The 20,503-nt window shown below is 37.5% G+C and carries 16 protein-coding genes; 2 read left to right on the forward strand and 14 right to left on the reverse strand.

What is annotated here, in order from left to right:
* Nucleotides 1–127: 127 nt before the first annotated feature.
* The 12 genes from AAJG31_RS11910 to AAJG31_RS11965 form a co-directional block, all read right to left on the reverse strand.
* Nucleotides 128–5,074, reverse strand: a complete 4,947-nt coding sequence (locus tag AAJG31_RS11910; protein ID WP_279493724.1) for an S-layer homology domain-containing protein — start codon at nt 5,072–5,074, stop codon at nt 128–130.
* A 45-nt stretch (nt 5,075–5,119) separates the two neighbouring features.
* Complete coding sequence (locus AAJG31_RS11915) at nt 5,120–5,644, reverse strand: tail fiber protein (RefSeq protein WP_066038390.1); 525 nt, start codon at nt 5,642–5,644, stop codon at nt 5,120–5,122.
* 19 nt (nt 5,645–5,663) lie between these two features.
* Nucleotides 5,664–6,164 carry a tail fiber protein gene (locus AAJG31_RS11920; RefSeq protein ID WP_066038389.1) on the reverse strand — a complete coding sequence of 167 codons (501 nt, stop codon included), beginning with the start codon at nt 6,162–6,164 and terminating at the stop codon, nt 5,664–5,666.
* Between the two features lie 12 nt (nt 6,165–6,176).
* Nucleotides 6,177–6,683, reverse strand: coding sequence for a tail fiber protein (locus tag AAJG31_RS11925; RefSeq protein ID WP_048391873.1), 507 nt, complete (start codon nt 6,681–6,683; stop codon nt 6,177–6,179).
* A gap of 310 nt (nt 6,684–6,993) precedes the next feature.
* Nucleotides 6,994–7,881, reverse strand: a complete 888-nt coding sequence (locus AAJG31_RS11930; protein WP_175400798.1) for a MurR/RpiR family transcriptional regulator — start codon at nt 7,879–7,881, stop codon at nt 6,994–6,996.
* 51 nt (nt 7,882–7,932) lie between these two features.
* Complete coding sequence (gene murQ / locus AAJG31_RS11935) at nt 7,933–8,838, reverse strand: N-acetylmuramic acid 6-phosphate etherase (RefSeq protein ID WP_048391877.1); 906 nt, start codon at nt 8,836–8,838, stop codon at nt 7,933–7,935.
* Nucleotides 8,839–8,858: 20 nt separating this feature from the next.
* Entirely contained in the window at nt 8,859–9,857 is a 999-nt protein-coding gene (locus tag AAJG31_RS11940) for a BadF/BadG/BcrA/BcrD ATPase family protein (protein WP_259951203.1), read from the reverse strand.
* Nucleotides 9,844–10,671 carry a carbohydrate ABC transporter permease gene (locus AAJG31_RS11945; RefSeq protein ID WP_066038438.1) on the reverse strand — a complete coding sequence of 276 codons (828 nt, stop codon included), beginning with the start codon at nt 10,669–10,671 and terminating at the stop codon, nt 9,844–9,846. The genes AAJG31_RS11940 and AAJG31_RS11945 overlap by 14 nt, the downstream gene beginning before the upstream one ends.
* A 12-nt stretch (nt 10,672–10,683) precedes the next feature.
* Nucleotides 10,684–11,631: a sugar ABC transporter permease gene (locus AAJG31_RS11950; protein ID WP_259951202.1), complete on the reverse strand. Its 948-nt coding sequence runs from the start codon at nt 11,629–11,631 to the stop codon at nt 10,684–10,686.
* 76 nt (nt 11,632–11,707) lie between these two features.
* Nucleotides 11,708–13,000 (reverse strand): extracellular solute-binding protein, encoded by a 1,293-nt coding sequence (locus tag AAJG31_RS11955; protein ID WP_257962285.1) that lies wholly within the window; start codon nt 12,998–13,000, stop codon nt 11,708–11,710.
* Nucleotides 13,001–13,017: 17 nt separating this feature from the next.
* A complete protein-coding gene (locus AAJG31_RS11960; RefSeq protein WP_048391885.1) occupies nt 13,018–14,037 on the reverse strand; it encodes a serine hydrolase domain-containing protein in 1,020 nt (339 codons plus the stop codon).
* 159 nt (nt 14,038–14,196) lie between these two features.
* Nucleotides 14,197–15,711, reverse strand: coding sequence for a DHA2 family efflux MFS transporter permease subunit (locus tag AAJG31_RS11965; protein WP_066038386.1), 1,515 nt, complete (start codon nt 15,709–15,711; stop codon nt 14,197–14,199).
* Nucleotides 15,712–15,868: 157 nt separating this feature from the next.
* Here AAJG31_RS11965 and AAJG31_RS11970 point away from each other — a divergent pair, with 157 nt between their 5' ends.
* Entirely contained in the window at nt 15,869–16,780 is a 912-nt protein-coding gene (locus tag AAJG31_RS11970; protein WP_066038385.1) for a TetR/AcrR family transcriptional regulator, read from the forward strand.
* A 106-nt stretch (nt 16,781–16,886) separates the two neighbouring features.
* Here the strand turns inward: AAJG31_RS11970 and AAJG31_RS11975 are convergent, their stop codons facing one another.
* Entirely contained in the window at nt 16,887–18,530 is a 1,644-nt protein-coding gene (locus tag AAJG31_RS11975; RefSeq protein WP_279493717.1) for a HAMP domain-containing sensor histidine kinase, read from the reverse strand.
* Entirely contained in the window at nt 18,527–19,228 is a 702-nt protein-coding gene (locus AAJG31_RS11980; protein WP_048391893.1) for a response regulator transcription factor, read from the reverse strand. Before AAJG31_RS11980 ends, AAJG31_RS11975 begins: the two co-directional genes overlap by 4 nt.
* 103 nt (nt 19,229–19,331) lie before the next feature.
* Between AAJG31_RS11980 and AAJG31_RS11985 the strand changes: the two genes are divergently transcribed.
* Nucleotides 19,332–20,477, forward strand: a complete 1,146-nt coding sequence (locus AAJG31_RS11985; protein ID WP_279493716.1) for a DUF418 domain-containing protein — start codon at nt 19,332–19,334, stop codon at nt 20,475–20,477.
* The last annotated feature ends 26 nt before the right edge of the window (nt 20,478–20,503 follow it).

Raw genomic sequence — 20,503 nt, forward strand, 5'->3', positions numbered from 1 at the left:
TTGATGGCAATCGAATTTATATTCAAACTTCTACATCTGGTAATTTAAATAAGAAATTAATTGATTTCTTCAAACGAATTAAAAGCACGCTAGGCATTATCCACCTAGCGTGCTTATTCTATTAATCTTATTTTGCCGCGGCTTGAATCTCAAAGTAAGCCCAATGCTCTTTAGGTATATCCTTGAAGATTTGTTCTGTGTCCTCAGTTGGTATTGGACGATTAAAGATTCGATTCAGTACCTTTACTGCCTGTGCACGTGTTAGTTTTTCTTCAGGTCTAAATTCACCATTGCCTGAGCCAACCATTATACCTATCGCACTTATGCGATTGATTTCTTTTGCTGCCCAATGTGTGACCGCCACATCACGATATGTTTCTCCACTTGTATTTATTTCGCAATACGAGGTATCTGTAGCCCCTTCTACACATTGTTTATCAATCCATCTCACAGCAATAACCGCCATTTGGGCTCTAGTAATCATTTCATTCGGCCCGAATGAACGATCATGACGTCCTTGCATAATTCCTTCTGTACGAATATATTCAATATCGTTTTTTGCCCATGAAGTAGCTGTATCTGCATAAAATAGGTTAGACGCTTCTGGTACATGATTGTCACTTAGGTTTCTTGCCAACATTGCTGCCATTTGGGCACGAGTGACATTTACATTCGGACGGAAAGTGCCATCTGTATAGCCGTGAATATAGGAAGCAAATGTGCTGTCTACCTCTATTGGTTCTTTCTCTGGTGGCACTTCTTCCTGCGCTTGTTCTACATAAAGTAGAGAAAATGTAGAAAAGTGCTCTACATCAAAGACTATACCTGTTTGCCCTCTCGTAAATTCTGCAAAACGCCCACGTATTATTTCAACTGTTCCATTACTATGCTCTACATAGACCATCATATCTTCTCGTTGAGCTGATGTGAGATTCGCTGGTAATGGTAGTAGCAATGTTACTTGACGGTTTTGTAGATTTGTGTCGATAGATATTGGCTGACCAACGAGTTTTACATTAGCGCCATTACCCTGTTGTAAAACTATTTCAGCTTGTTTAGCCTGATCCTCAATAGCTTTTTGCCGCAATGCATCCTTAATCGGTACAATTCGGAAGTAAATGTCTTCATTGAAATCATTCATTGAAGTAAAAGGAACATCTATTTTGACCATTCCCATAGCTATACTAAAATGTGATTTACCCTCTATTAATCGCTTAGCAGCATCTCTATCAAGTATCACCTTTGTTTCACTTGCTGGAGGTTCCATATTAGGGATCACAAGTCGAGATCTTTTATCTTCCTTATTCCCTAATATCCGAAGAAACTCGTTTGCATTTGCAACTGTAAAGTTTACTGTATCTTGAAAGCTACCGTTACTCAATACACGTGTTAACACGGTTTGGAGGAGCACATCATCTGGCATACTTTGATCTACAACATTTATCTTTAGCTGATTACTTGGTGCAACAGGATCAGGTGTTGGTGTAGGACTAGGCGTTGATGATCCTCCATCTCCTGGTACATTGTTTTTAGACCACAAAGCATACAATATCAAATTCCCTTTCCCCATTTGAATCGTTTGCCCAATTTTATAAGTAACACCTTTTCCATCAGCCTTCGTATTCCATCCTACAAATGTATAGCCTGCTTTCATTAAATTACCCGTATTGCCTAGTACTGTAATAGTGTCCTGGTTTTTATACTGCTTTGAATCTGTTGGTACTATCCCCCCATCAGACCCGTTACTGTCATACGTAACCGTATATGTTTGCAGTGCACTAGTCGTAAAATTCCAGGAAGTATTATTAGTAATACCTTTATACGCATTACCTGCTACATCAGTAAATGCACCTGCGTCAATTTGAATGCTGTAAGTGGTGTTATGGGCTAAATCCAATGTAGGATTTACTGTCACAGTTTCATTAGTGATAGAAACATTTGCTTGTGTAACAGCAATTGTTTCGACAATTTGGTTATCTGTAGCATTTCTTATGACAATATTTTTACTAGTTACAGGTAAGATCTTTTCATCAAATGTTAATACAAGATTATCTACAGGCTGTACATTAATTGCCTGATGCGCTGGGAAATAGGTTGTTATTTCAGGAGAAATTTTATCAAATATCACAATTGTCCCTGATGAAATCTCTGTTACCTGTAAGCCCTCATTCCCTGCTATATCTTGAAAATCAATTGTAAAACTGATAGGTCCATCTGAGTCTATGGACTTTAACGTATAGCTTGCTTGCCATGTTTTAGCATCCCCATCACCTTTATCATTGACATTTGCTGTTTGTCCTAGGATTGATACATTCGGTGATTGAATGTCCTCACTTGTCTCAAAGTCTATTGTGATTACATCGTCTACCTTAGCAACTGTTGGGTTAGCATTATTTGAAGCCATTGTCACCTTTTTTACTGTTGGCTTTACGCTATCGACAATGACATAGCTTCCATCAGTTACGTCCGTTACCTCTATTGCCGAATTACCTAACAGATCTTTAAAGTTAATTGTAAAAGGTGCTGTTCCCTCTAAATCACCATTATCTATAACATATGTTGCCTGCCAGTTTGTGGATGCTCCTGTTACAATAGCAGCTTTCCCCGAAATGGTAATTATAGGTGCTTGTATATTTTTATCTGTTTTCATTGTTAAGGTGATCGTATCTCCTACCTTAGCCTTTGTAGGATCCAGATTATTCGATTTGATCTCTACCTCTACAGCTTTTGGCAGAGCTTTATCAATCACAAATGTAATGGTTGTGGTATTCCCTGCACTATCTGTTGCTACCAAAGTATAATTTCCAGATGTACTTACTGTGGTTCCACTTGAAAAGGTTGCTCCATTCAGGGTAGCAGTTCCTTCATTAAAACTAATCGTTACATCAGTGTTATAAACACCGTTATTTGTAACCCCTGTTATGACTGGTGGAGTTGTATCTAGAACAATTGTATCTGAGAATGTATTTGATATATTGCCAGCAGTATCCCTTAGTTGCATATAAACTGTTTTACTACCTTCTCCATGGGATAAAGTCCAACTTTTCGTAGATATTTTTGACTCCCAACTGGACCAAGTAATACCATCATTCGAAAAGCGCATTTCTATCGCTTCTCCTTCTAAATCTGTTGCCGTCAAATTTAAGGTAACATTTATAGAACTTGTCGAGATTTGTCCACCGTTAACAATGATGGAACCTGATGGTGCATGATTTTTAGTAATCTGGATTGTAAACTCCTTATCCAACGTATTACCAGCCTCATCAGTTACTCTTATCGTAATCTTATAACTATTTTTCGTATCGAATTCAAACATTGCCTTTGTCTTTAATACATTCCCATCAATCGTAAAGAAGCTTGTATCTCCAGACTGTAATGAATACGTGAATGTTTGTGAGCTTCCTGTATCCACTGCCGCCAATGTTCCAACTGTTGTACCAATGGGTTTCTTTTCTTGTACAGTAGTATTATTGAGCTCAATATCAGTAGGTGGTGTACTATCATAGAATATTTGTAATTCATTTGATGCTTTATTCAATGCACCTCCACTATTTGCAACTACCTTTTCAGGAATTTTGATTTTCACAGCTCCATCAGCAATAGGTGATATAAGAGCTGTATATGTGGTACCACTCCCTGACAGAATTGCCACATTTCCATTTGTAACTTCGATATCCCCAATCATAAAGCCTGTCACTGACTCACTGAATACCAAAGTTATAAGAATTGAATTGCTATTTGTTGGACTAGAATCATTTGGTATAATTATCACTGCTGGACGTGCATTGACGACTAGCTCCATTGTATAGTCAGTACTAAAATCGATACCATCACTTACCTTAAATGTAAAAGATGAAGATGTGCCATTTTCCGTAATATATCTTAAATTACCTGCATCTAAATTAGCCTTACTAATTGTCATACCATTTGTAATAGCTTCCCCACCATCAAATTGCTGATTATTGTTGTTATCAAGAAAGAGCTGTCCGCTATTTGGGATAGTAGAGATTTGAATCTGTTGCAAAGTATCTCCAGCATCTTCATCTGAAAAAGCAAAAGAAGTACTAGTAAATGTATACACTTGACCCTCGTTTACATCTATGCTTCCATTACTGGATGTCGGTGGTTTATTTAAGGCAAGGGTTGTTACCTCCTGCATTAAATATGCACTCTTATTGCCATTGGTATCTTTGACAATGATATTAAAATAATAGGTAGTATTGGCAGCAAGACCTGTAACATTAAAGGAGTTACTATCTTTGGTATAACCGCCTAACGGTGTCCCATTCAATTCTATGGTACTAACCGTATCAATATTGTTACTACTAGATTGATAGACTTGATATTCTAAATCCTCTTGAGCTGTTATATCATCAGATGCTTTAGCCCAGTCCAACTGTACGCCTGAGGTAGTAATATTTGAAGAAGTTATAGCACCATTTGTAATTGTTGGTGGACTATTATTTGGGATATCAATCGTAAATTGGGTAAACGTTAAATCCCATAGTCCCGCCTGTACAGTAGGTATAAAATTTACACTCGCAGTAATGACAAATGAGTTGATTCCTTCTATATTAATAGGAATATCATAAATAGGCTCATGATTTGCAATTGTCTTAAAAATTACAGGATTTCCTTTTGGGTTTCCTGCCCCATCATACCCTTGAATTGTTATGGATAATGCATCGTTTTCAGGATGTTTATTAATCGTATTAATTTTTAATGATTTTAAATCGAAGATCCCACCTGCAAAGCTTTCCCCAGCAGAAATTCTAATTGATTTTGGTGGTGAATATTCATCTGCATCAAAATAATAACCAGCTGGAAATTGTGATCCATTGCTATATGTGAATAAATTAATACCATTATCACCAGGAATACCGCTTACTACAAAGCCATTATTTGTGTCATCTTTCCACGAAGCTTGAGTTAAATCCTGTATACAACTTGGAAAATCTGGCGAATCGCAAGCAGCCGCCTCCACCTTTAAAGGTGAAACGAACCCTAATCCCATCAATTGACTATAAGCGACCAACACCAAACACAGGGTTATGGTTAATATCTTTTTTCCCATTCTATATTCTCCTTCTTGGTTTCACACCCTTCATTTAATGAATCGTTAACTCTTAGGAGGCCATTCCCCATATAAACAAATAATAAAGTTCAGTCCTAAATATGGCTGCATATTGTTATGTGGTTGACTTCCTCCAACAGCATTAACCGTCATTAGATTCATTTGTTTATTTACTTGTGACGTATAAACTGGGACAGTTCCTTTCCCTTGCTGATCTGTCCATATTGCACCCGTTGGATCATTATTAGTGGTTTGAAGATTGTTACAATTTGCTAGATGATTATGACTAGGCATCTCATTTTCCAACAGCGTTACAGAGGGGGCACCACCACTACTCCCTATAATTCTAGGCGTTAAACCTACACCTGTTCCTTGATGAATAGCTGCTCTACCATTTAAATTTGGTAATGCAAAGGTTGTTTTACCATCTCCTCCATATCTGTTACCCAAAATAGCATATAATGCACTATTCGAGGCAATGTTTATTATCTGACCATCACACAAAGCCCAGTCTTTTGGTGCAAAATTACCGCCAAATATTCTAATTTCTCCAATATATGCTTCTGACACTTTGCCCACCTCCTTTTTTCTAATTTCTTGATGGATAAATTCCTACTAAAGCTATGCAGTAATTAGCGACACTGTATGGCTGCATATTTTGATGTGACTGCGAATTTCCTGATGTTGACAATGCTTGCATGTTCATAATAGTATTTGGTTGATTGACAGAATAAATATTATTAGCAGATGTACCCCATACATTTCCAGTAGCCACTTTCAACGTAGCACTTTCTGAACTACCATTAACAATATGTGTATGAGTTGGCATCTCATTAATTGTTAATACATGTACCTCTTCTCCTGCTTTTTGTCCACGTGTGATACTACTGCTTACATGAACTGGGACTCTTCCCCTTAAGTCAGGTAATGCAAATGTCGTAGAGCCATTACCACCATAAGTTGCTCCTAAAATTGAATACAGCGCTTGGTTTGTATTAATTTGTAATATTTGTCCATCACATCGCGCCCATCCGCTTGGAACTGTCCCAAAGCTAAATAATCGTATTTCACCTACATATTGTTCACTCATCCTTCATACCTCCTATTCTGTTGGATACATACCGTAAAGAGCAATAATGTAACTAATTGTTAAAAACGGCATTACATTGTTATGAGAAGCGTTTCCTCCCACACTTGAAACAATGGCGGCATTCATTGTGCCATTTGGTGGTTGTGTCGAATATTGTATATTTTTTGCCCAAACAGCATTTTCTGGACTAGGGGTTGTGCCATCAAGAGAAGAAGCTTTTACCTGATGTGTATGTGCAGGAAGCTGTGAAGAGATTAAAGTGACGGTTTCCGCCCCTCCCATTTGACCATTGACAAAGGTAGTACCAGTAGTTGGATTCTGTCCTTGATGTACTACAACCCTGCCTTGAAAATTTGGTAATGCAAAGGTTGATTGACCATCTCCTCCGTAGGTTGTGCCAATCAAAGAAAAAAGTATTTCATTTTCGGAAATAGATAATAGTTGACCATTACAAAGAGCCCAGCCGTCTGGGGCATAATCACCAGCAAATAACCGAATTTCTCCGACATATTGTTCCATTCTTAAAACCTCCTTACAAAATATTGCTTTACCTAGCACATTACAATAACAAGGTTAAAATTAGGTTAAAAAATATGTTTTTTCCAAAATGGACTAACTCACCAACCATTTAATCCAAAATATCAATACAATATTGTTGCTTATAAGAAAGAGTTAAAAGAAAAAAGTGGGTAATGATATTACATCTATAAAAATATTAAACTAAATACCTAAAACCAGAATTCGTTTTTATTTCCGAGAATAAAAATGTCAAAAGCTATCGAGAGAAAACTTCTCGATAGCTTTTGTCTACAGTCTGAACATACTAACACTAATATGTTTTTATTTTATTTTTTCTTTTAGCCACTTTTTTATGCAACCCCTGAATAACAGAACGTGTTTCATCTAAATAATCCACTGTCTGCTCATAGGCACTCGTCACTATCCCCATAAATAAAATATCAATGACAAGTAACTGCGCTAGACGTGAGGAAGTGGCACCACTTCTAAAAGTTGCTTCAACATTGGGAGAGATATATAAACAAATGTCTGCTAGGCTAGACACTAGTGAACTACCATAGCGCGTTAAACTGATTGTAGTGGCTGGTGTTTGGCTAGCTATTTCAAGGATTTTAGCCACTTCATGCGTTTCTCCGGAGAAGGAGATACCTACTACCACATCCCCCTTCTGTGTATTGACAACGGCTGTAGCTCCTAAATGCAAATCCACAAATGCCCTACTATTTTTATTGATTCGTAAAAATTTTTGATCTGCATCCATTGCTGCTATACCTGATGCACCCACTCCAAAAAATATAATTTTATCAGCTTGTGATAAGGCCGTTATTGCACGCTCTAATTCAGCAATATTTATTAAATTAGCTGTTTGTGTCAAAATTTCACTACTTTGCGTCGTTACCTTCTCTACAATCGATGGCAGCGCTTCATTCGCCTCAATATCTCGATCTTCAACTTTAGCATGTTGTAAATCACCAGCAATGCGCAATTTCAGCTCTTGAACACCACTAATATTTAACGATTTACACAGCCGAATAACTGCGGCACTACTTGTTTGACTAGCCTCTCCTAGTTCAACTGCTGTCATTTTTATAGCCTGTGTAGGATGTGCTAATATATAGCTTGCCACCTTTTTTTCGGAGAGTGGAAGCTTTTCGCACATTTCAGCAAGCATAATTAAACCCGCATTTATTTTTTCCATTTTTCCAGCTCCATCTCTAGATAAAAGGAAGTTATCCATGTACCTCCTTCATCAATATTTCTTTAGAGACACCGCTCTCCGCACATGCCCTTCTGATTGAGCAAGTAATTCCGTCGCCTCTTCAATCGTTGTATTCGTCAGTAGCACCACAATCGCGAGCTTTACTTGATAATTGTTTTGCTCCAGAACACTTTCAGCCTGATTATAAGAAACTCCCGTTACCTCACAGACGATTTGTTTGGCTCTCTCTCGCAATTTAAAATTACTAGCATGAACGTCCACCATTAAATTTTTATAGACCTTTCCAAGCTTAATCATGGTTGTCGTTGTAATCATATTTAATATTTGTTTATGAGCTGTTGCAGCCTTTAGTCTTGTAGAACCTGTTAAAATTTCTGGTCCTGTAATCACCTCTATTGCAATATCTGCATGCTTACTAATAATAGAATGAGCGTTGCTCACTAAGCTGATTGTTTTTGCCCCTAGTTGTTGAGCATAATTTAATGCTCCTTTGACAAAAGGCGTTCGACCGCTTGCTGCAATCCCTATCACTACATCTCGGTTTGTTAGCTGTTGTTTCTGTAGTTCAACCTCTCCTAATGAAAGATCATCTTCTGCACCTTCTATGGCAATCATTACTGCATCTGCTCCTCCAGCCAATATTGCCTGCACAAGCTTTGGTGATGTACTAAATGTAGGTGGACATTCTACGGCATCTAGCAAACCAATTCGCCCACTTGTCCCTGCACCAACATAAAATAATCTACCGCCATTCTTTAGTGCATCCACAACAGCTGTGACAGCCTGCTCGATTTCAGGTAAAACCTTTGCTATGGCTAATGGTACTTTTTTATCCTCTTCATTCATCAGCTTTACAATTTCAATAGTGGACATTAAATCTAGATTTGTCGTATCTGGATGATAGCCTTCAGTCGTCAGTTTTGTCATTCGTTCCATTGAAATCAAATCCCTCCACACTATTTTTCATGGATACTCATCCAAGTTCCTTTTACCTTTCGTTGTAAAGCCTCTGTGATTGGAATTCCTTCACTGAGAAGTCCATTAACGAAAGCTCCTATAACAGGTGGCACCTCTGGTTGTATTAGTCGATTAGGTATTTTAGCAAGCTGTAATTTTTCTCGAAAGCATTGAACAAAATAAAAATTTTCGAATAAACCTCCACATAGGACAATAGAGTCACCTTTTAGCTGAGGCTCTTTTTTCAACATTATTTGGATGAAATGAGTTAAATGATGAGCAGCGTGTTCAATAATTTTTTGTGCCCTATCATTATTTTGCTCTGCTAAACGCAACACCACACGAGCTACGGAGGCTATAAGTACACGTGGCTGTGGATGCTCATAAACATGCGTAATAATTTCAGTAGGATTCTTTAATGCTAGCTGCTCCATAATAGTCGCTGTAAACAGATCCTCATTCACGCCAATAGCATCATAATGTCGCGTAATCAATCGCAATGCCTCTTGCCCAATATAGTAGCCACTGCCCTCATCTCCTAATAAATAACCCCATCCTCCAACACGACTAACTTGATGATTTTTTCCAACTGCATATACGATGGAACCCGTTCCTGCTATCACAACGAGCCCTTGCTGTGTATATGTGCCGCTAGTAAGTGCCGCTACCGCATCATTGGTGATGGTTATCTTACAGGAGCTAGTAGGGAAAAGGAAGCTAATCCATTGCTCCCAGCGTTCTTTATCTAACTGGCGATCGCCCCCTGCCACACATAAGAACACCGCAGCAATATCATTATTTGTTGCATCTATCTTTTGTAGTAACGTGGCAAGGAGCTTGATAATATGTAGCCTTACCTCGTCAGGTGGCGTTGATTTTATATTCGTTCCAGCTCCTTCAACAAAAGCCAGCACTTCCCCTTTTCTTGTCCCAATCACTGCACGAGTTCTCGTCCCACCACCATCGACCCCAATAATGTATTCCCTATTTAATGGCACCAGCCGTCAGCCCCTCCATAAATTGCTTTGAGGCAATAAAAAATAATAGGATCATTGGTAATGAAGCTAATGTTAAACCTGCAAAAAGAGAGCCCCAATCTGCCGAATGCTCACCAAAAAGTGACATCATTCCAACAGGTATCGTCCGTTTCATTTTTTCTGTAATAAAAATAAGCGGGAAGAAGAAATCATTCCATGAAGCAATAAAATTTATAATAACCACTGTTCCAAGGGCAGGTCTCATTAACGGTAACATTACATGCCAAAGAACTCTTAAGTTCCCCGCCCCATCTATACGGGCTGCTTCCTCTAATTCATAAGGCATTGTTTTAAAAAAGCCAGTTAAGATCAGCATGGATAATGGAATACCTGTCGCCATGTTCATCAAAATTAAAGACCATAAGGAATTTATCAGTCCTAAATCACGCATTAATATAAAGAGCGGGACAATCCCCAATTTTATAGGAATCATCATGCCTAATAAAAAAATAAAGAACAATGCATGATTCCAAGAAAATTTAAAGCGAGCAATATAAAATGCAGCCAGTGAACAAACAACCACTATTAGTATCACAGATACAATACTGACAATTAGACTGTTTAGAAAGTATGTGGTAAATGGAATTTTTGCTAATAATGTACGATAAGTATCTAAGCTAAAGCTAGTCGGTAAACCCAATGGATTTTTATAGATATCCACGCTCTTTTTAAATGAAGATAAAATCATTAACAAAATTGGATATAAACTAATGGTCGCCACCGTAAACACCACAAGATAATAAAATGGTCGAACCCAAATAGCGCCTTGCTTCACTATAATCACCCCTTACATTTGAACATTCTTTTTATTGGCAAAGCGTAAAAATAGCGTGGTACAAACTAATATAAATAAGAATAGTACTGTAGCTAACGCCGAACCCAACCCAATAGCTGTTGCCCCAGAAGCGGTAGAGCTACCAAATGCTAAACGATAGAAAAACACAGCTAACGTATCTGTAGAATAGTACGGCTCTCCCATGGAGCCCTGCATTGCATATACTAATTCAAATGCTTCAAATGACTGGATAAATGTTAAAATGCCCATGATCATAATTGATGGCACCATTAAAGGCAAGTAAATCGTACGCAATAAAGTAAAACCCTTAGCGCCATCTAACTTTGCAGCTTCGACTAACTCACTTGGGATCCCTTGAAAGCCAGCAAGAAAAATTAAGACACCAAAACCTAATCCAAACCAACAATTGACTAAAATAATGGCGATTAACGCCGTGTTGGGATCACCAAGCCAAGCCTTTTGTAAAGTTTCAAGACCTAATTTCTCCAAAATGACATTTAAAGTACCAAAATTTGGATTTAGAATGAGCTTCCATAAGAAACCTACAACAATCACTGATAATAATCGCGGTAGAAAGAAAGCAGCCTTAAAAAACTCTGCACCTTTAATTTTTTGATAAATAATAAAGGCAAGAAAGAAGGCTAATCCATTCATAACAATCATTTGCACAACAAAATAGAGGACATTATGTTTAAAGGCATTCCAAAACATGGAGCCATAGGGTTCTATCGTAAAAAGCGTCACAAAATTTTGGAAACCGATAAAATCACCACGAGCCATCCCTTTCCATTCAAAAAAACTATAGGATAATGCCGCTATTATCGGATAAAGCACAAACAACCCATAGATTATTAGTGCAGGAATAGGGAAAAGATGGATAGTCCACCTTACTCTCGATTTCCTCCTTCTTACTGATGGAGCTGTATATTCTCTTATCATGAGCAGCCTCCTTTTAAACAACAAGACCCCTAAACTCCTTATAGCACTTCAGGGGTCTACTGACTTGATGCTTTCATTATTTTTGAAATGGCGTAAACCAAGTTTTAGCGTTTTCCTGTACTTTTGTGGCAACCTCTTCAGGCGTTACTTGACCTAAATACATGCCTTGTAGCTCACTTTCAAGCAAGCTCTTTGTTGTTGGGTCCCCACCAGTAAAATTAGTTACCCACATATATGGCGTTGCTTCATTTGCAGTCGAATGACTAATAGCGTTTAACAATGCATCGTCAGAGGTAATACCTGGAATAGCGCTGATCATAGAAAACTCTTTTACAAACAAATCGCCAAACTCCTTAGTTGTTAAAAATTCTAAAAATACTTTAGCTGCTTCTTTATTTTTCGAATTAGCATTGATCGCAAATGAGCCATCTACCCAAGTCGTCACTGTTGTATTACTCTCTTTAGATGGAATAGGAAAATAACCTAAATCTAAATCTGGATTCATTTCTAATACAACAGGAATTTCCCAGCTACCTAACGGAAACATTGCCGCGTCTTCTAGTGCAAACAAAGTACGGATATCATCCATTCCTAAGCCTTCTGAATTGACAGGAAAATACTTTTTCAAGTCATTCATTACTTGAATGGATTCAATAAACTTCGGATCTGTAAAATCCTTTTCTCCTGCGAGCACTGCTTGGTAAAAGTCATTGCCCTCATAAACAGCAGGACCGACAATACCGTGTAGCAACGATAATAGCCAACCTTCTTTTGTACCCATTGCAATTGGTGTAATACCCTTTTCTAATAATTGGTCATTTAATGCTATGAATTCATCCCATGTAGTAGGAATTTCAAGATTATTATCTTTAAAAATCTTCTTATTATAGAAAAATTGTGTAGAGCTTAAGTTAATTGGTACACCGTACTGATTCCCTTGGTCATCACGAGAAGCCTGTAATGCTTCTTCAGGAAATACATTCAATCCATTTAAACCGTTTATTTTCTCAACATAACCTGCCTCCGCAAGCTTCAATCCAGCTGCATAAGGACGTAAGTGAAAAATATCTGGACCCTCTCCAGCCTGTAATGCCGTATTGAGGACTGTATTATATTCAGTATTTTTAGTTGGGTTAAATGAAACATGTATTTCAGGATGTTGTTCATTGAATAAAGCAATCACTTTTTCATACTTGGCAACATCTTCTGTGCGCCAACTCCCTATTGTTAGCGAAACCTCTTCAGTTTTCGATTTCTCTTCATTATCAGGTGTTGTTGAGGTCGTTATTTTCTCGTTCGTGTTACAGCCTACTAAACCCACAACGAGTAATAAAAGAAGCAACAATAACCATTTACTCTTTTGTCTCATACCAGCAGATCCACCCTTCATATCAGTAATTTTTCATAAATCATCGTATGAAGCTTCTCTCTAATCCTTCCCATGTTTGTATTTCTCCCATAATGCACAGCATTCGTTAGTAAAATGACAAATGCCTTTTTTACAGGGTCCATCCAAATACTCGTGCCTGTAAATCCTGTATGACCAAATGAGCCCTTGCTCCACCTCCTACCAAAACAAAATGATGCTTCATCTCCTCCCCATACTTCAAACCCAAGTCCCCTCGTTTTAAAAGTTTTCGTATAGGCAAGCTCTAACCATTCATATGGAATTACACTTTGTTGCTTGATCCCCAACCAAATTTCCGCATACTTTGCTAAATCCTCTACACATGAAAATAAACCTGCACTACCAGCAATACCATCTAGTAATAAAGCTTTCTCATCATGGACTATTCCCTGTACAAATTGACCTGCCACCATTTCTGTAGATGCTGCAAGCCTTCTTGTATGCACAGGCAGTTGAAAACATGTATGATGCATGCCCCATGGCTTAAAAACCTCTTGCTCTACAAAACTTTTTAATGAAATGCCAGTAACTTCCTCAATCACCTTTCCTATAATAATCATACCTAAATCACTATATTGCACTTGTTCATTTGGCTGCCATACTACATCACTTGCCAGTACCTCCTGCAGGATGTCACGCTTATGATGTCTTTTAACTACAGGTGTTAAATCTGCTGGCAATCCTGAGCAATGCTGCAATAAATGCTGGATTGTAATAAGAGGATAATTAAAATCAGGCAAATAGGTTTGGACTGGATCTGTTATATAAACTTGATTTCGACTCATCAGGAGTAAAATAGCTGGGAGTGTTGCGACAACTTTTGTTAAGGAGGCTAAATCAAACAACGTATTACTTAAAATAGCTTGCTCGCTGCCATCCTCAGCAGTATAGGCTCCATAATTGCATGAAAATAGCCTTCTTTCTTGCTGCTGAACAATTAATACAGCACCTGGAATTTTCTGTTCTTTCACTAAGCCAGTTATATATGCATCTACCAAGGAAGCACCCCACTATTAAATATCTAAATTTTCTGTAAATTAGTATTATCATATAAAATAAAATGATGAAAAATAACACCAATCCTAAAATTTTTTTTCATGTGTACTCAATAAAAAAAGCCCTAGCCAGTAAATATTTACTGGCTAGGGCTACTTTGATTATTTAGTTGGTTTTTTTAAATCCATTGACGCTGCTGCGCTTTCAACTTTTACGCGTTTCAAGAAGAATGCAAGTACCACTGCAATCACTGTTATCCCAGCTGCAATTAAGAAGGAATGCGTAATACCATCTAATAAGGCAGTTTGCATAATCTGATCTTGCATTTGTTGCATTTGCTCTGCTGTAGGCGCTGCTCCTGATTGTGCAGCATTCGCTTTGGCTTCTGCAATTAATTCTTCCGCTTTAACTTTTGTACGATTATTCATAAATGTTACAAGGATCGCACTACCGATTGCTCCTGATACCTGCTGTAATGTATTGTTTATCGCTGTACCATGTGGATTCATCATTTGTGGTAGTTGATTTAAACCGTTTGTCATAATAGGCATCATGACCATCGACATACCGAACATACGAATTGTATACATCGATACGATATATGTGTAGCTTGAATCAATTTCTAACTTTGTTAAACCGAAAGTTGCGATTGTTGTAATCGTTAATCCAATAATGGCTAACACACGTGGACCAAATTTATCGAAAAGCTTACCAGTGATTGGTGACATAATCCCCATGACAAGTGCTCCTGGAAGCATCATTAAGCCTGCTTCAAATGGTTCGATACCACGGATAGACTGTACATATGCTGGTGTTAAAATCATCCCTGAGAACATTGCCATAGAGACAATAACTGAGATAACAGAACCTAAAGCAAACATTGGATATTTATAGATACGTAGTTCCAGTAATGGCTCATCCATTTTCAGCTGTTTAACAACGAAAATAATTAAAGCAATGAAGCCAATCGTAATTGTGCCATATACCCATGGACTTGACCAACCTTTGTCGCCCGCTGTACTAAAGCCGTATAAAATACCACCAAATGCAACTGTTGATAAAAGTACTGAAGGGAAATCTAAGTGAACTTCACGTGTCTCCATCACGTTTCTTAGTTTCCAAACACCAAATAATAAACTAATTAAAGCAAATGGAATAATCATTTGGAAAAGCATACGCCAATCATGATGTTCCACAATATACCCTGATAATGTAGGACCAATTGCTGGCGCCATAATCATAACTAAACCAAAGATCCCCATTGCTGCCCCACGCTTTTCTTTCGGGAAGCTTGTTAGCATAACGTTCATTAAAAGTGGTGACATACTAGAAGCTCCGGCTGCTTGCACCATCCGACCTGCTAGCAGCACGCCAAAATTAGGAGCGAAACCTGCCATAATTGTACCAATTGTAAAGATAGACATCGCTGTAATAAATAAATGTCTATTTTTAAAGCGTGTCACAAAGAATGCTGAAGCAGGCACTAAAATACCGCTCACAAGCATATACCCTGTTGCTAACCATTGTACTTTTGAATAGGTGATCCCAAAATCTTTCATGATTGTTGGTAATGCCACATTCAACAATGTGTTATTTAGAAAAGCAACAAAAGCACCCACAAATAGAATAGCTATCATGCCATAAGGGGGCTTTTTCATTGTTTGCTCACTATTCATTTATATCCCTCAATTCTTTCTTGTGTTTTACGATAAAACTTATTTTATACTCGTAGTCTACTTTTTTCAACAAATAAGTTTATATTTTTTATAAACGTTGATATAAAAGCATTCCAAGTGTAGAATAAGAGTATAATATTATAAAAAAGGTGAGGTTATGAACAAAAGAAAAAGACAAATTATAACAGCAGCACGTGAACTTTTTATTGAAAAAGGCTTTCTAGATACATCAATTAATGACATCATCAATGCGGCTAAAATCTCTAAAGGTACATTTTATAATCATTTTACTTCGAAAAACGAATGCTTAATCGCCATCTTAGATGAAGGTCGCGAAGAAGCTAGTAATCGTCGCCATGAGCTCATTTATGGCAAAGACCCTACAGATTTAGAGGTATTGACGCAGCAAGTCGCTGTTCTCATGTATGTCAATCGTGAACATAATTTAGTACAGATATTCGAATCCATCTTCCAATCAAGAGATAAAGAACTAAAAAAAATTATTATTAATTACCATTTACAAGAACTAGAATGGCTCGCCAATCGTCTAGTACAAGTCTTTGGAGAAGAGATTAGCCCTATTAGCTATGAATGTGCTGTTCAAACACTTGGAATGATTAACCTCACTCTACGTGCTGTCTTTATTGCCGATTATAAATATATCAATCGAGAAGCTATTGTACGTGTAGCATTGCGCAATATTAGCGTAATTATACCCACTATGCTTGAGTCAAAAGAGATTATCGTAAGTGTTGAAATGATCAATACCATTCAAAATGTCGTGAACTATAAAACCGTTACAAAAGGAATGGTTATTGAACAACTACAAGGATTTACAAAGGGATTATCGAATAACGAAACAATGGAAGGTTTGGAGTATGCACAATTCTTATTAGAAGAATTGCAGAAAGAAAAACCAAAGCTTTTTATCATCGAATCACTTCTTACACCTTTCCGTAAGGCTTTCGTCGGCACAGAACATATCGCAGAGGCCCGTGACATCGCCAATAACTTATGGCGTTACGTAAAAATTGAACAGCCCGCTGAACGATGTACGAAAAATAAATAAAAAAAGAGGTATCAAATGAACACTTTGATACCTCTTTACTCTGTTGAATGAAATTAAGTTCTATGACAGACCTTTGTACAGTCTTAAGAAAGCTCAGAGATTCAACTTAATGACATTGAAATTTTAGCACAAAGATTGTCCCATCCTGACCTGAACGGACACTAATTGTGCCATTGTGTAAATCAATGAGCTGCTTCGTTATGGCTAGCCCTAGCCCTGTTCCTGTTATATCGTCTGTTGTATTCGTACCTCGATAATAGCGTTCGAATAGATTATCGAGCTCCTCCTGTGGAATACCGGGTCCTTGATCAGCAATGGTAAGCATTACTTCTTTACCAGTATGTTGTGCTTCCACAATTACCTTCGTGCCTTCAGGAGTATATTTTTTCGCATTGGTGATTAAATTATCCATTATTCGCTTGAGTAAAAGCTCATCCGCTTGTAACAACACATCACCATACACCTTCACACACACCTGTTCGTCTGCAAATTGTGGTAGCCATGTTGCTAGCGGCAGTACCACTTTCTCTAGCTGTATGGCTTTATTTTTTAATTGATACGTATACGTCAAATCCTGAATAAGTGCATCCATATAGGTTGCCTTTTCCTGCATGGTCTGTGCAAAAATACGCATCTCATCCTTTGTCCACTCATAATCCTCCGATGCCAGCATCGTTGAATAACCGTAAATTGAGCTTAACGGGGTCTTTAAATCATGCGATAAACCTGTTATCCACTCCTCCCGTAATTGCTCTGCATGCTTGATTTGCCTTTCATTTGAATCAAGTCGCTCTGATAAGTGATTGAGTGACTCTTCTACTGGTTGAAACAGTTTAAATTTTCTTTTCAACTTACCTGTCTTTTTATGATGGATTTTTTTGTCACTAATCTCACTGTAATCGAATTGGGTAAGTCGCTCAATGCGCGATATCACATAGACAAGTGGTCGCACGAATTGACGTGAAATACTAATAGATAAGAAAATAACGCCCAACAGCAAAATAATATGTCCCCCAAAGAAGATAGAAACAAACAGTACCATTGCCTTATTAAAAGGCTCTTCAAATGGCTTATACGATGGATTAGGCATTCTTACAACAAATGTCTTATCGTTGGCTAAGGCTGTACTTTGCTTCAGCTCCGCATGCTCGAAAATATCGTATTTTTCCTCTAGTAATTGTGGCTTATTTAGCTTCTCATAACGTTCGCCTATGACCTCAATTCGATTCCATTGCTCGTCATAAATTTCAACACTAGCTTTATTTTCTTTTAGACGTTGCCGTGTTACAGCTGAAATGTCCCCTGTCGCTGTCCAGTTTTCAAGCGCATCCTCAAAAAGTGGTTGCACAGGAGTAGTTGGAAGAAATAATAAGTAGTAATTCGGCAATTCCCATGTATGCATGCCTGGTTGCTGCAATGCCAATATTTCACTATCTGACTTTCCACATAGACCACATGTATCTCCTGTATAATCAACAATCGTCATGGTTGGATCAAATAAATAAAGCTGTCCAACATTTTCTTCAGCTCTCTTCACTAAATAATCAGCAATTTTAACTGTCTTCCCTTGCTCTACAACTGCATCATCTTCGATTTCAAAGGAGCTCATCACATGAATGTTGTCACCAACACGGTCATTGATAAAAATAGCAAAAAACACCAAACTCATAATAAAACCTGAAATGATCAATAGATAGAATATGATGAAATACGAAACAAAGCGGAGTGTTAATTTTCCAGCAGGCTTCATGAAGAAATGTCCCCAACAAGCTTATAGCCAATGCCTCTGACAGTAATAATGCATGTTGGCTTTCCAGGATTTTTTTCTATTTTTTCTCGCAGCTTTCTTATATGTACCATCACTGTATTATCATCAAATAAACAATCACCCCATACACGTTCGTATATTTGCTCTTTTGATAACACTTGCCCTGCATTGTCACATAAATATTTTAATAAATGAAACAAGCGACCACTGATTATTTCCTTTACACCGTCTACCTCAATTTCTGCTGCATCAATGTCAAATGTAAAACGGCTGCAAGTAAATATGTGATTTTCTGGTACACCTTTTTTCTTCATATAACGGACTAGCTGCACCTTTACTCGTGCTACAAGTTCTAAGGGGTTAAATGGTTTTGTAATATAATCATCTGCACCATTCATAAAACCACGAAGCTTATCTGCATCACTACTTTTTGCGGTTAAATAAAAAATAGGGGCATCACTTTTTTCTCGAATACTATTCGCAATATCCAGCCCACTTCCATCTGGTAGCATGATATCTAATAGATAAAAATCAAATGTTTTAGTATTCATTTCATCTTTTGCTTCTTCAATTGTATTACATAAGGTAATATTGTTAATTCCTTCTTTTCTTAAAATGATTTCAATCATTTCAGCAATGGCACGTTCATCCTCTAACACTAAAATTGATGCTTCCTGCATTTCCTCACCTACTTTTAAGATTACTTTAAGGTAGTCATTATTTCACCATAAGCTTCCCTATTTATTATATGTATAAGATAACCAATTAAGGAGATAAAACGCAATGACAACTAATCGTGTTACTTTCATTGATACAATGCGTGGATTTAGTTTATTTGGCATCTTAATGGCAAATTTGCTAATCTTCCAATTCGGGATGTATGGCAAAGATGAATTAAAAAATCTTTCTACCTTAGATAACGGGGCTTTATATTTTGTAAAAGTTGTGATTGAAGGCTCGTTTATGCCCATCTTCACTATTTTATTCGGCTTCTCACTTATTAAATTAATTGAATCCATCCGCAGAAAAAAGAATAAAAGCCGTTGGTCTATTTTACGGCGTGCAACAGGATTAATTGCCCTTGGCTTATTACATTCTATTTTATTGTGGGAAGGCGATATTCTATTTTCTTATGGCTGTATGATGTTATTTTTAATCCCATTTATTAATCGTAAACCAAAAACTTTATTTATTTGGGCTGGTATCCTATTTGTACTAACTACGGCGTTAACATACGGCTCTATGGAAACGTCTAAAAAAGAACAAAAAGAGATAGACACATACATCGAGCAAGCGGATGATGTTTACGCTAACGGTAGCTACTTAGAAATTTTTGATTTTAGAGCTAATGCCGAAGTACCAGGAATGGATGATTCTTCATTTATTTTCATTATATTAATTTTTGCACCTATGTTCTACGCACCACTATTCCTGTTTGGGATGGCACTTGCTAAGAAGCAAGCCTTCGTAGAGATGAATAAGGAAATGAAATGGTATAAGTTTGGTGCTCTCCTTGTACCTATAGGACTCGTATGTAAAAGTGTAAGTTTTATAGAAAGTAAAAGTGCATTTTCTTCTATTTTATTAATGGGCGGCTCCCAGTTATTAGCGATTGGCTATGTTTGCCTCGCAGCATACATTTATAACACCCGTCCAGTTCAACTACTGGCTCCTGCATTTGAGAGCGTTGGCAAACTATCACTAACCAATTATTTACTACAAACCATCATTTGTACAACTGTTTTTTATGGCTATGGCCTTGGCCTATATGGCAAATTAGGGGTCTTTGGCGGAATCCTTTTCGGAATCGTTGTTTATAGCCTGCAATGTGTTTTCAGCCTTGCCTATTTAAAGAAATTTAAACGTGGTCCATTTGAAACAATTTTACGAATATGGACAAATTGGTCTTGGACTGGTCAAGTAAAATAAAACCCCTCAAACAAGCAAATTAGAAA

This window comes from Lysinibacillus sp. BS3 (assembly GCF_039614735.1).
Lineage (GTDB): Bacteria > Bacillota > Bacilli > Bacillales_A > Planococcaceae > Lysinibacillus > Lysinibacillus capsici.

Bases quoted from the DNA above. Each gene is read 5' to 3' on its own strand.
- AAJG31_RS11910 (WP_279493724.1), bottom strand. From the start codon at position 5,074: ATGGGAAAAAAGATATTAACCATAACCCTGTGTTTGGTGTTGGTCGCT.
- AAJG31_RS11920 (WP_066038389.1), bottom strand. From the start codon at position 6,164: ATGAGTGAACAATATGTAGGTGAAATACGATTATTTAGCTTTGGGACA.
- AAJG31_RS11925 (WP_048391873.1), bottom strand. From the start codon at position 6,683: ATGGAACAATATGTCGGAGAAATTCGGTTATTTGCTGGTGATTATGCC.
- AAJG31_RS11930 (WP_175400798.1), bottom strand. From the start codon at position 7,881: ATGGAAAAAATAAATGCGGGTTTAATTATGCTTGCTGAAATGTGCGAA.
- murQ (WP_048391877.1), bottom strand. From the start codon at position 8,838: ATGGAACGAATGACAAAACTGACGACTGAAGGCTATCATCCAGATACG.
- AAJG31_RS11950 (WP_259951202.1), bottom strand. From the start codon at position 11,631: ATGATAAGAGAATATACAGCTCCATCAGTAAGAAGGAGGAAATCGAGA.
- AAJG31_RS11955 (WP_257962285.1), bottom strand. From the start codon at position 13,000: ATGAGACAAAAGAGTAAATGGTTATTGTTGCTTCTTTTATTACTCGTT.
- AAJG31_RS11965 (WP_066038386.1), bottom strand. From the start codon at position 15,711: ATGAATAGTGAGCAAACAATGAAAAAGCCCCCTTATGGCATGATAGCT.
- AAJG31_RS11970 (WP_066038385.1), top strand. From the start codon at position 15,869: ATGAACAAAAGAAAAAGACAAATTATAACAGCAGCACGTGAACTTTTT.
- AAJG31_RS11975 (WP_279493717.1), bottom strand. From the start codon at position 18,530: ATGAAGCCTGCTGGAAAATTAACACTCCGCTTTGTTTCGTATTTCATC.
- AAJG31_RS11980 (WP_048391893.1), bottom strand. From the start codon at position 19,228: ATGCAGGAAGCATCAATTTTAGTGTTAGAGGATGAACGTGCCATTGCT.
- AAJG31_RS11985 (WP_279493716.1), top strand. From the start codon at position 19,332: ATGACAACTAATCGTGTTACTTTCATTGATACAATGCGTGGATTTAGT.